Origin of the sequence: Flavobacterium weaverense, assembly GCF_003688495.1 — a bacterium.
GTDB lineage: Bacteria > Bacteroidota > Bacteroidia > Flavobacteriales > Flavobacteriaceae > Flavobacterium > Flavobacterium weaverense.
Genome location: NZ_REFH01000009.1, coordinates 619,356 through 632,214, shown reverse-complemented (window position 1 = coordinate 632,214; position 12,859 = coordinate 619,356). Strand labels below are relative to the sequence as shown.

The following is a 12,859-nucleotide window of genomic DNA, read 5'->3' as shown; positions in this document are numbered from 1 at the left end:
CTTTTTAATAATTCGACAAACATGAAAAATTCGGTTGCCTTTCTTTTATTTATTTTTACAATTGCGAGCGTGCAAGCTCAAAATAACAAGTCTAATTTGTTAATTGGTACATACACTACTAAGTGCGATAGTAAAGGGATCTATGTTTATGATTTTGATGCTAAAACAGGAAATTTTAATTTTAAAAATAGTACAGAAAATGTAATCAACCCAAGTTTTTTAAGTATTTCAAGTGACAATAAATACATTTACTCTGTCAATGAAAACGGTGATAAAAGTACAGTAAGTGCATTCGATTATAAGCCTTCTTCAGGGAAAATGGACTTAATAAACATTGAAAGTGCTAAAGGTGCTGATCCTTGTTATATCATTAATGATAAAAAAAATGTAATAGTTGCTAATTATTCAAGTGGAAGTATTTCTGTTTTTGGCCGTAATAATGATGGAAGTATTACTAAGGCAAAGCAAATAGTTCAACATAATAAGGAATTAAGTCAAACTCAAAAACCAAAAGTACCGCATGCACATATGGTTAGCTTTTCTCCTGATAAAAAATATGTTTTAGCAACCGATTTAGGTATCGATAAAATATATTCTTACGAGTACGATCCAAATGCTACAGACCTAATTTTGAAGAAAAAAGATAGTATTTCAGTGAAATTAGGAAGTGGTCCAAGACATTTAACCTTTAGTAAAAATGGAAAATTTGTTTATTTGCTGCAAGAAAATGATGGTACAGTTACAGTTTTTAGGTATTTAAAAGGAACTCTTGAAAAAATAGAAGAAAACACAGTCGTATCAAAAGATTTTAATGGAACTAATGGCGCTGCTGACATTCATATTTCGCCTGATGGTAAATTTTTGTACGCAACTAATCGCGGAACTGCTAATGATATTTCAATTTTTAAAATACTAAAAAATGGGAAATTAGAAAAAAAGAGTCAAATTAGTACAGGAGGAAACGGACCTAGAAGTTTTGCAATAGATCCAAGTGGAAAGTTTCTTTTAATAGCACATCAATACACAAATAATGTTGTAATTTTCAAACGAAATAGAACTACAGGAAGCTTAACAGATACAGGAAAGAAAATTACATTGTGCGCTCCAGTATGTTTGGTTTTTGGGAAGAAGTAGGTGTGAGTTATCAGTCTTCGGTCATCACTACTCAGTTGGTAGTGGTCCGAAACAACTATTTAGTGTTCAGTTTAAATTCTGAACACTAAAAAACTGAGCACTGAACACTATTATATCTCTGAACACTATTATTTGTTCTTATCTTTTCTTTTCTTATCTCTAGTCTTTAACATGTTTCTATTAACAGAACCATGTGTTTTTTTCTTAGTTACACCAGGACCTCCAAGATTGACTTTCTTGTTCTTTTTACTTTTTTCTTGAAAAGCACCATCTCCATCAAGTTTTTGCTTTTTCATCATAAACTTCATCGGTTGTCTGTCTTTTTCAGGCTCGATTAATTTTGATGAAATTTCAACTGTTTCAGGGAATTCTTCAATTGACAGTTCAGTATTCATTAATACTTCAATCTCAACTTTGTATTCTTCTTCACGAGGCGCAACAAAGCTTATCGCAGTTCCTTTAGCATCAGCACGACCGGTTCTACCTATTCTGTGCATGTACAATTCAGGAAGTTCAGGCATTTCAAAGTTGATGACATGAGTAATATTGGAAATATCCAATCCTCTCGCCATAATATCAGTTGTAATCAATCCACGAAGATTACCTTCTTGAAAGGAAGCCATCGTACTTAAACGATAATTTTGAGATTTGTTAGAGTGAATTACTCCAAACTGGTCTTCAAATTCTTCTTCGATACGTTCTTGTACTAAGTCAGCAATTTTTTTATTATTTACAAACACTAACACGCGACTCATGTCTTCGTTATTGTGCAATAAATGTTTTAATAAATTTATTTTAGTGTTGAAATTCGGTGCTTGGAATGTAATTTGTTTGATATTTTCTAATGGTGTTCCAGATGCCGAAAGCGTAACTTCTTCTGGATAATCAAAGAAATCATTCAAAATTGCATCTACTTCATCAGTCATTGTTGCTGAAAACAATATGTTTTGACGTTTTTTTGGCATCATAGCCAAAATAGAAGTCAGCTGCGTACGAAATCCTAAGTTCAACATTTCGTCAAACTCATCGATAACAAGTTTCTGCATTTCTTCAAAACGAATAACATTATCTAATGTTAAATCCATGATTCTTCCTGGCGTTCCCACAAGGATATCACAACCAGTATAAACGGTTGTTTTTTGAGTATTGATGTTTACTCCTCCAAAAATTCCAATTGTTCTAACAGACATGTATTTAGTCAGCTTTTCCACTTCCTCAACAACTTGAACAACTAGTTCACGCGTAGGAACAAGAATAACAATTTTTGGTGTGTGACCAGGAGTGAACTTGTACAGTTTTAATAGAGGCAATAGGTATGCAAATGTTTTTCCTGTACCCGTTTGAGCGATTCCCATCATATCTCTACCAGACATAATCACAGAAAAAGTTTTTTCCTGAATTGGAGTCGGTGTTGTAAATCCTAAATCGTCAATTGCTTTTTGTACGGATTTAGGAAGATTGAATTGCTCAAAAGTAGTCATTTGCTTAAATTTTTTGCAAAGATAGTCTTTTTGAAAGTAATGCTGAATATCAATTTAGTGTCACGTTTTAAAATGTAAATTGTCAAGTTCTAAAGTTGCCGATTTAATATTATAGCTACTATTTTAAAAAGTAAATAATTGATTGATTGTATAATAAATTAGTAGTGATATGCTTTAATTATTTTCTTAAAAGATTTATTTTAATCCGCTCTTCTACTCTAATTTTTTTTTTCGAAAATTATCATAGAACTTACATGTTTTTAATTTTTATAGAATTCAATTTCATCGATCATAACCATTGGTTTTTTATTTTTCCTATATCTCCAAGTTGGTAAATCATCTTGATTTTCCACAACTATTTTTATTTTTTCTAAACCAGTAAGTTTTGAGTCTGAAACTACGATTTGATTTGATTTAACTTCATAATTTTCGACTAAGTTGGATGCCTTTACTTCATTTATTAAAACCCAATTGTTTTCGATATATCCAAATACTTTTAGACTTTTAGGAGTAAATATCCAATTTCGCTGATTATCTAGAAAATTAATTTTCAAACAATTAAAATCTAATCGATTACTTATGATTTCAATTTCAGGGTTATTACCGTACCAACCAGTCCAATTTATGTTGTGATCGTTATGGCCTTTAATTCCATCAACGAGCGAGTAGTTTCCTTTCCCAGAATAATCTGCTGAAGGAGATGATAAATGTTTAACTTCTAGTTTTTCTCCAAGATGATGCACAACACTTTTTGAAATAGCCAACCAATTTTCATAATAGGTGTTTGGAGAAATCCCTTCTTCACTTAATTCATAAATTCCTAATACAGTACATGTATTTGCAAAATCTTTTACTCGTTCCGTAAGACCTTGCTCTACCACTTTTCTTCCATCATTATCTAATTTAAACATGCCATGCTTTTCAAGACCATAAAATTTTGACTGTTCAAAATATACAAATTCTAAAGCCAACCGTAACTTTTTAACTCTTAATGATAATGTTGCATCTTCGCGAACTGCAGCAGCAGCCTTGTCAATTAACATATCGTATTGATGCATTGCATCTGCTGACAAAAAAGTATTTCTTTTTTGAATGGGACCAGAATATATATCTAAATTTCTATGCGATTGTTTTTGATTTTGAGTCAGTTGGTTTAAATATTCTGCAATAAAAGGTTCAGCGCTTCCGTAAAAGCCTTTTAAAAAATCTGCTGTAGTTTTATTTACATCAACATTATCATCCCAAAGTAACTTCGCTAATATATACTGTCGCAATTCAGAGAAATCTCCTGGAACGTCAGCATAACCTTGGACAAAAAGACCTTTTACATTATTTTTTTTAAAAAAATTATAATTGTCTGAAAATGTATGAATGTTAGGAAAAGGTGATAAATAATTGGAGAACTGAACAGTATAATCCCACAAATATAAATTTGCAGTTGCTTTTTGCCATTCTTCTATTGTTTTTAAAAATGTTTCGTTTGAATCGTCTTTTTCAATTACTTTTCCGCGATTCAGATCTATAGGACAGAGAAACGTGTAAATATTAGGTTCTATTTTAAGATTTATTGGAGCGCTAAACGTGTGTTGATAGGCTAAGGTTGCGATCTTGTTTTGTGGAAAATATCCTGCAATCTTATTTAGGAAATAATACAAAGAGCCCTGTGGTCCTCCATGTTTTCTGTTTTGTAATTTACATCCATCACATTCACAGTATATGGATTCGTCATTTTGACTTACTGATATAAAGGAAGCATTTGGATTGTCACTAATACACTCTTTCATTTTTTTTACAACAAGTGCTAATGCGTTGTCATTTGTCATGCAAAGTGATTCGGATCTTCGTTCACCATCAGAAAATGCATAATACTCGGGATTAGATTTAAAATAATCTTTAGCTGGTAGAAGCGTGTTGAAGGAATGTCCCCAAACGCTGAAATCATTTGGATGCCAATCTAGTTTATGCCATTCTCTAAAATCAGAATCAAAAGCATCTGGATAATAAAGAGCTCGATAGTCAAAAGAAGGACGATATGTTTTAACTGAGTTTTTTGGATAAATTAACTCGCTTAATTTCGGATAAAAGAAAGCTGTAGCTGTAAATTTCCTAAAACCCCATTGCTCTAATAAGGTATAAACAGCATAACGAAGGAATTTTTCATTGGAGGCTTCTAGAAATATATCTTTGTTATCACTCCTAATAGTAAAGTTATTTTTTTCTTTTTTATTCTTGGGATTTGTTATCGAAAGGTGGATTGTAGCGTTTGAATTTAGACTTTCAGTTTCCAATAAAAAAGGATTTGAAAAACTTTTATCTAAATACTTTTTTAAAATCCCTGCTGAATACTTTGCTGCTTCATCTTTTATCTGAATAGAATTTTGAACTGCAGAATCATCATTTATTACTATTGTAGTTTGCGCCATGGATCTCTGGTTTAAAAAAACTATCATTAGACAATAGCATATAAAACTAAATCGAGCTGGAATCATGCTTTACTATTTATTATGTAGTTTCAAAGATTACTATGTTAAAAGTAAATTGATTACCTAAAAATTTTTTTAACTATTTTTTTTTCAAAGTGAAATGGGCGATAAATGGTTTTGCTTATATAAATTCAGAGGTTGTTTTAATATAATCCTTAAATTATTTTTTTGCAATTTTATTTTTGATTTTAAGTTAGTGATTTCAAATTAAGATGGATGAAACCAAATTTTAAATCAAAACTTCTTCAAAATTATTTTTCGTATTCGCTTGATCTATAATATTTTTTTCAGCCTTATTATTTTTCTATATTGTTCGCTGGTTTATAATAAAACTGTCAAGATGATGAGCAGTGTGTACAGTCAATGAATCATTTTCAATATTACCACTTATATATGCGAATCTATTTGATTTTAAATTAGTGTTTGAACTATTATAAACCTTAAATTTTCTACCATCAAATCGAAGTAAACCGTTCTCAGTTGACATCCATAAAAATACATGTTTATCAGGAGCAATACTTTTAATTGAATTTTGCGGTATATCTTCTTTTTCAGCGGAATACCATTCCTCGAAGTAATTATTTTGCGCCTGTATTCCTGAGAAAGCAAGAATAAAAAGTATAGTATAAAGTTGCTTCAATTCTTTTTTATGTTTTGATACACTGTTAGTTACACGAAGTAAAAAAGTACTGAAAGGGAAATCGTTGTGGTTTCTAAAATGCAATCATATATGTTGCAAATATCTCATTAAAAAGTGAATTTTTTATCTTCTCTAATATCAAAGTAATTTAGCGTCAAACTCAGTAGACTTTAAAATGCAATTCTATTTCTTGAGAAGTTTTTAAAATTTGGTAAAATTATAAACTCTTCACCGACGTGGTCGAAGAAGAGGTTTATAAATATAATTAGCAACTATTTTATTTAAATTTTAATTCCCAAGATAATGCTAGAGAGTAAATCCAGAAGAAATTTCCTTGATCAAAAACTATTTCTTGATGCGCGACGCCAAATTGTGCTCCCCACGCATTTTGTTTATTTGATGATGTAAAGTAATAACCAATATTAAATTTTTGCGATTCAAGATTTACAATTTGTGCATCATTTGCGTTAAATTGTAGTTGGTTGATCTCGGGAGAAAATCCCATCCCAATGGACATTCCTAAGTAATTATCAGCGTCGCTGCGATATCTTCTATAAGTTAACGTTCCAGATTTGCTCGTTCCAGTTTCGCCAGGGGTAAAGTAGGGACGGAATGACCAATAACTGTTTCCTGTATACCATCCTAAAGAACCGGTATATATATTAGTTGTAGATGAATATTTTAAGGTTCTAAATCCAAGAGAAACTTCAAAGCTTTTGGGTAATGACTGATAAAGCTCAGCGCCATACTTAACATCTGGAAAAAGGAATGAATTTGATACTCCTAAATTCACGTAAGCGTACAAGCCTTTTGCTATCTTGGGATATAAATCGACTTCAAACTGTGCTCCATTTTCATTAAAACGGCGGTTTAGATTTAATTTAGGACTTATACTTCCGTATTTAGTTTGTCGGCTATATTTAAGTGAGTAATACTGCATAGGGTCAAATACTGATGAGTATAAATCTACAGCAGCATTGATTCCAATTGCATTTTTTCGAAGTAATTTATCGAGCGATACTTTGTAATCTATAGCTTTTTGATCTTGAGGATTACTATCTAAAACAGTTTGAATGGTTGTTAACGCATCGATAGGATTATTAGTATTTTCTTGAGCACTTGCTTTCAAATACAGTAATTCTGGATCGTTAGGGAATATCTTGAGCGCATTATTACTCATTTCTAATGCTGCAAAAGGTAAATCTGCCCAGAGCTCATTTTTTATAGCTGCAATCCAAGTTTCCTTATTTTTTACATCTTTTTCGAAAATCGTATTGAATAATTTTCTAGACTTTTTGTAATCTCCATCCCAAGAATAAGTTGTTGCGAGAAATGCGCGTATTTCATGATAGTCAGGATACTTTGTTAAAATATGAAGCAATGTATCCTGAGCTTGTTTTCGTTGCTGATTGAACGCTAAATTCCTAGCTGTCTCAAAAGAAGCATCTGGATCTCCATTATAAACCTTTTCTTGTGCATGCATTTGCATAGAGGCAAAAAGTGCTACGATGAACGTTAGTTTTAGTAGTATTTTGGTGCTCATTTGTATATCGATTTTTTAAAATTTAAGTATTCTTTGTTTCCACTATCTACAGTTAAGAGACTGTCAATAATTTTGATTGCTTCTTTACTATTATTAATTCTTTTATATGCTTGAGCAACTTTATAACTCAATTTAGGATCACTAATTTGATTACTCAATGCCTTCTTTCCTATCGCAACTGCTTTTTTATTTTGGCCAGACCACCAGTAAACATCCATTAGTGCTAGATATGAATCAGTATAAAATGGTGTTCTATCAATGACTTCTAATAATTCTTTTTCAGCATTTTTATAATCTCCATCCCATGCCAGAATCCTGCCTTTTAGCGTTCGTACATCACCATAATTAGGTAAGTCATTTAAAATATAGTTGCATAATAATTTTGCATTAGCGCGTTCTTTTTTGAATGCTAAATCTCTCGCTAAAAAGAAAATTTGATCGCGATCTAATCCCTTAGTCAGTTTTTTTATAGTAGCAAGCTCTTCTTTATTAAATTCATATACTGGCTTGATAAAATTTGATGCCGTATTCGTTATTTTGTTCTTTGTCGTTAAATAGGAATTTAATCTTTTAAAATCATTAAAGGCGCTCTTAATTGTCTCTTGAATATCACCACTTGTTTCACTGATGTTAAATTTTTCATCGATCTTAAATACTGAACCATCTGAGTAAAAGTATTCTTTATAAATATAATCATTTATGCTGCCTTTATAGCGCATTAATGGAATGCTGTGTGTATTTCTAAATTCTCTAACAGTATCAAGTCCTTGCGCAATCCAGGTTGTTTTATCTAATTTATTTAATCTATAATTGTTGGTTAGAAAAGAAACTAAACTTGGTGTGACATCTGTGTGTGCCGAGATCGATTTTATGACTGCAGTTTTCTTAAGAAGTGGGCTGTAAATGTAAAAAGGAACGTGAAAACGTGATAAATTATCTTTTTGTGGAACTGGAATTAGTCTGTGATCTCCTGTAATGATAAATATTGTATTAGCGTAATCTGCTCTTTTAGAATAAGCCTCCATAAAGTTTTTCAGAGAATTATCCGTGTACAGTAAGCACGCAAAAATATCTTTATATTCATTGAATTTGTTTTTCTCTGAGTTTGATTTACTACTCAGTTTAGTTTGAACTTTTTGTAAATACTCTTTGCGCGCAGGAAAATCAAAAGGCTCGTGATTAGTCAATGTCATTATAATATCTAATCTCGGTTTATTGTTATCCTTTAATTCCGATAAAGTTTTACGATATATTTCAGCATCTGGATAGCCCCACGAAAATCCTCCTGAATTTGCTTTTGTCATTTCATATCCTGGACCAAATTTATTTATATCAATAATTTTATCGATACCATTAGATTCTAGAAAATTACTTTTTCTATCGAATGTTGATTCATCTCCGCAGTAATAATTAGTAGCATATCCATTAGATTTTAAAATGCTTATCAATGAATTGTGCTTAGGAAGCGGATTAAGCTCCATAAATCCATTTTCGCCGAAAGGCAACGAGCCCATCAAAGAAGGCAATGCACCAAAAGTTCTACCGGCATTACTAACAAAGTTTTTCCAGTATAGAGATTTCTTAGTCAGTGAATCTAAATAAGGTGTAAAGCCACTATATTCGCCTTCATCTGTAAAATCACTACCCAATCCTTCTACGATAATAAAAACGATGTTAGGATTCTTATTTTTATCGATGTTGAAAAATGGTGCCAAAACATCTTTATTTGTCTCTGAAGCTTGTTCTAATGGAAATTCTGTCTTGAAAGTATTGCTACCTTCAGTCGCAAAATTGTTATCGCTTTTGGCTCGAATGATATCGCTTAGTAAGAAATTAATTTTATTCTGCGCATTTGGTTTAATTTCACTGGACAAAATCAAATTTACAATTCCAAAAAGCAGAATTACACCTAATAAAATTTTAGAATTTATTTTATCGTTAAATCTTTTAAACAAACGAGTAAGACCAAAATAAATAATTGGTAACACTATAAAAGGTAAAAATGTTAGGAATGTTATGGATAACGAAGCCGTCACTGTCGTGTACATATCACTCATTGAATAACCTAGCAAATCTGCTCCCAGATTTATGTGAGTCGTTAAGCTATAACCTATTAATCCCAGCTGTATTAAAGCTATAATGCAGAAAATAACGTTAATGACATTAATCGCAGCAGTGCTTTTAATATATTTTAAAAGAATATAAAGTGGTAAAAAAACAATTCCAATCACCATCCCAGTAAAAAAGTCGTTTAAAACTTTATACGCAAATAGCTGAATTTCGAAATTTTTAAAAATTTCAATTAAACTCAGTAAACAAAAGATAATAATTAATGATAGGGTAGAATAGAGGTATTCTAAACTGTTTTTATAATTGATTTTTGATTTCATCTAACGTGATATTAAGCTTTAGCCATTCCTTTTCTGGTCATTTCTCCCCATTTTTTCTTTTTATTAAAATAATAATCAAAATTCCCTCTCATAGCAGCGTATAAAATAAAAGGATGATTAACAAACGGTTCTAAAAAAGCAATTGTTATTAAGTGAATTCCTGTTCCTTTTTTCTTGTATTGATGGTATGTTAATTCTTCTGTAATTATTGCTATTAACGAAAAGAAAACAGTAAATAAGTACGCCAAGATAATAAAGGCAAATGCATAATCCCACTTAATTTTATCGGTTATTATTAATATTCCAAAATATAATATGCCCACAAATTCGATTACGGGCGCCATTCTTTCAAAAAAGAGCCAATACGGATAACTTAGCATTCCTAAGATATTGTATTTTGGATTAAATCCAATTTTCCGATGTTTTCTTAAAGTTTCAATTGTTCCTCGTGTCCATCTATTTCTTTGCGAAGTAAATATTTTATAATTATCAGGAGCTTCAGTCCAGCATAAAGGATCAGGAATATAAGCTACTTTGTATTTTTGCTTAATCTCCTCCATGTAACCCCGCATTCTTACAACTAACTCCATGTCCTCACCAACAGTGTTTTTATCATAACCACCAACTTGAATAGCTATTTTTTTATCAAATAGACCAAAAGCCCCAGAGATTACTAATAATCCATTGAGTCTGCTCCAAGCCATTCGACCCAATAAAAATGCTCGAATGTATTCTAGTATTTGTCCTTGCTCAATTAGTTTTTTTGGAAAATTCACATCGTGAAGTTTTCCTTCTTTTACAATGCAAGAATTTGATATTCTAATAACTCCTCCTGCAGCAATAACAGTTCTATCTGTTATTTCGAGAAAAGGCTTTATCATTTTTTGAAGTGAATCTTCTAGTAAAAGACAATCTACATCAATACAAGCGACATACTTACTTTTACTGATATTCAAACCCATATTTAAAGCATCTGCTTTTCCTCCATTTTCTTTGTCGACTATAATAAGTTTTTCAAATGCGGGATTTGTCGATTTAAAAATACCTGCCCGAAGTGGCATCGTTGGAATTTGTTCATTTATGAGATAATCAACCTCAATCAGATCGTAAACTTCAATTAATTTTTGCAAACTATCATCTTTGCTACCGTCATTTATGATAATTACATCGTAGTTCACATAATGACTAGAAAGTAGAGAGCGCACGTTTTCAACAATATTAAGACTTTCATTGTAAGCTGGAGCTATAATAGAAATAGAAGGTGAAATGTTTGACGACATTATTTCCTTGTAATTAACAAAGCTATTTTTACGTTTGTATTCTATGGTTTCTATCGCTGAAATATAAGCCAATATGAGGTAAGAGATTATCGCACTTATACTATAAATGAAAAATAAATAATGGAATAGGTCAATAATGATCTGAGCTACAGTACTAATCATATCTAATTATTTTCTAGAAAGTTAACTATTCGCAAAAAATAGGGATCAGCATTCTCAAACTTAAGACTTTCAAATTTTTCTTTGTTCAGTTTTTTAAAGATTTTTAAAGCGGAAACTTTAATTTCAAAATTTTCGTCATGTATATATTTTACCAAAAATTCTTCATCAGTTTTTTGGTATAAATTCTCCATCATTTTAAAAAACGCAATTTTTTCGTCGAGCGAACGATGAGCAATATCCAGTTTTAAAATTTCTTTTGCTTCTAATACATCTAGGTAGCTAAGCACTCCGATGGAATCAATTCTTACTTGTTCATTACTATGATGCAGTAATTTTAAAAGTTCATCAACGGAATCAAATTGATTATAAATCTTCGCTAATTTGAGTGCGAAAAAAACCACTGAATCATTAGAAGAGCGCAGCCAAGAGTTGACTGAAAAAATGTTTTGACTTTGCAATCTTTCTAACGCACCTAATAATTGAATTTGGTCCCACTCAGAAAGCGGTGTTTCTAATTGATCTAAAAAGTGTAATCCTTCAAAGTAGAAAAGATTAACCATATATAATTGCATCTCCTTACGAACTTCTCTTCTTGGATGATTAATGTGAAGCATAACCTCATCCTGCACTTCTCGTATATGAAATTGCTTTAATTCCCGAATTCCTTTAGCAATAACATACCATTTTTTATGTCTTAAGCGGTACAGTGCATATTGAAGCAAACCAGTATGGAAATAGAGTTGCTGAATGGAATCGGCAGTTTCACCTGAAATCTCATTTTGTAATTTTACTAATACTGAAATTAATATTTTTCTTTTATAAGGTTCTTGTACTGAGTTTTTTAACTGATTGATTATGACCTGCTGTTCTTTGCTTATTTCTTCATCTTCATTACCCGCATACAAATAGTTTATTAGATAGGATTCATATTTCTTTTCATATACGGCAATTGATCTTTCTTGTGTCCTTAAATGTGTTCTAATATATTTTAAATAAATGATAAGAGGAATAATAATTACAATGAAAAGAATGGTCATAGCCCATGCTACTTGTATTATAAGAGCCGCATCATTTATATAATCTAAAAGATAATTGTATATATTCATAAAATACTAAGTACTGCTTTTTCTATTTGTTTAATGCAGTAATTTTTTTACTCTTATTATTAGTTCGTTTGGACTTATAGGTTTACTCATAAAATCTGTTGCTCCTAGGTCAAAAGCTTTAATCACAATTTCTTCTTGCCCTGCAGCTGAGAAGATAATGATAGGAGTTTCCAGTTTTAATTTATTTCTAACATGACTTATAATTTCAAGTCCGCTGACAAAAGGCATCATTATATCCGTTAACACTAATTCTGGCTTGTGTTCTTGTATGAGTTCTAGTGCTTCTTTTCCGTTTGTTGCCGTTAGGATTTCGTATCCTTCTTTTTGCAGTCTAAATTTAAGCAATAGTAGTAATAGAGAATTGTCTTCGGCTAAAACTACTTTTTTAGTAGCGCTCTTATCAGTTTGATTGTTATTTATAGAATTATTCTGCGCTCTTTTTGGTGCGTCTAATTCGTAATATTGCTGATTTTCCTTCATGTTTTCTTTGATTGAGCTAAGTTTTCTATTTCTAAACTTATTTTTAAAAGTGTTCAAAAACTTTTAATTAGTAAGTAAAGTCGATACGTGCAGTAGAAAAAAAATTATTATTGAATTTTAACTGAAGAAGCTTAAACAATTGACTCAAAATATGTAAAAG

9 protein-coding genes are annotated in these 12,859 nt (G+C 31.1%); 1 reads left to right on the top strand and 8 read right to left on the bottom strand.

The window, feature by feature from the left end:
* Positions 1-21: 21 nt before the first annotated feature.
* Positions 22-1,134 (top strand): lactonase family protein, encoded by a 1,113-nt coding sequence (locus tag BC961_RS09470; RefSeq protein WP_121925596.1) that lies wholly within the window; start codon positions 22-24, stop codon positions 1,132-1,134.
* A gap of 128 nt (positions 1,135-1,262) precedes the next feature.
* Here the strand turns inward: BC961_RS09470 and BC961_RS09465 are convergent, their stop codons facing one another.
* The 8 genes from BC961_RS09465 to BC961_RS09430 form a co-directional block, all read right to left on the bottom strand.
* On the bottom strand, positions 1,263-2,615 hold the full coding sequence (locus BC961_RS09465; RefSeq protein ID WP_121925595.1) for a DEAD/DEAH box helicase: 1,353 nt from the start codon (positions 2,613-2,615) through the stop codon (positions 1,263-1,265).
* A gap of 260 nt (positions 2,616-2,875) precedes the next feature.
* Entirely contained in the window at positions 2,876-5,038 is a 2,163-nt protein-coding gene (locus tag BC961_RS09460) for a DUF4838 domain-containing protein (protein WP_121925594.1), read from the bottom strand.
* Between the two features lie 364 nt (positions 5,039-5,402).
* Complete coding sequence (locus tag BC961_RS09455; protein WP_147440540.1) at positions 5,403-5,738, bottom strand: hypothetical protein; 336 nt, start codon at positions 5,736-5,738, stop codon at positions 5,403-5,405.
* A 277-nt stretch (positions 5,739-6,015) separates the two neighbouring features.
* Complete coding sequence (locus BC961_RS09450; RefSeq protein WP_121925592.1) at positions 6,016-7,281, bottom strand: YaiO family outer membrane beta-barrel protein; 1,266 nt, start codon at positions 7,279-7,281, stop codon at positions 6,016-6,018.
* Positions 7,278-9,671 carry an LTA synthase family protein gene (locus tag BC961_RS09445; RefSeq protein ID WP_121925591.1) on the bottom strand — a complete coding sequence of 798 codons (2,394 nt, stop codon included), beginning with the start codon at positions 9,669-9,671 and terminating at the stop codon, positions 7,278-7,280. The genes BC961_RS09450 and BC961_RS09445 overlap by 4 nt, the downstream gene beginning before the upstream one ends.
* 11 nt (positions 9,672-9,682) lie before the next feature.
* Complete coding sequence (locus BC961_RS09440; RefSeq protein ID WP_121925590.1) at positions 9,683-11,113, bottom strand: glycosyltransferase family 2 protein; 1,431 nt, start codon at positions 11,111-11,113, stop codon at positions 9,683-9,685.
* A gap of 2 nt (positions 11,114-11,115) precedes the next feature.
* Positions 11,116-12,219 (bottom strand): HEAT repeat domain-containing protein, encoded by a 1,104-nt coding sequence (locus BC961_RS09435; RefSeq protein ID WP_121925589.1) that lies wholly within the window; start codon positions 12,217-12,219, stop codon positions 11,116-11,118.
* Positions 12,220-12,249: 30 nt separating this feature from the next.
* On the bottom strand, positions 12,250-12,756 hold the full coding sequence (locus BC961_RS09430; protein ID WP_317126965.1) for a response regulator transcription factor: 507 nt from the start codon (positions 12,754-12,756) through the stop codon (positions 12,250-12,252).
* Positions 12,757-12,859 lie beyond the last annotated feature (103 nt).

Excerpts from the sequence above, each read along its gene's own strand:
- BC961_RS09445 (WP_121925591.1), bottom strand. The coding sequence starts at position 9,671 with ATGAAATCAAAAATCAATTATAAAAACAGTTTAGAATACCTCTATTCT.
- BC961_RS09465 (WP_121925595.1), bottom strand. The coding sequence starts at position 2,615 with ATGACTACTTTTGAGCAATTCAATCTTCCTAAATCCGTACAAAAAGCA.
- BC961_RS09470 (WP_121925596.1), top strand. The coding sequence starts at position 22 with ATGAAAAATTCGGTTGCCTTTCTTTTATTTATTTTTACAATTGCGAGC.
- BC961_RS09440 (WP_121925590.1), bottom strand. The coding sequence starts at position 11,113 with ATGATTAGTACTGTAGCTCAGATCATTATTGACCTATTCCATTATTTA.
- BC961_RS09435 (WP_121925589.1), bottom strand. The coding sequence starts at position 12,219 with ATGAATATATACAATTATCTTTTAGATTATATAAATGATGCGGCTCTT.
- BC961_RS09450 (WP_121925592.1), bottom strand. The coding sequence starts at position 7,281 with ATGAGCACCAAAATACTACTAAAACTAACGTTCATCGTAGCACTTTTT.
- BC961_RS09460 (WP_121925594.1), bottom strand. The coding sequence starts at position 5,038 with ATGGCGCAAACTACAATAGTAATAAATGATGATTCTGCAGTTCAAAAT.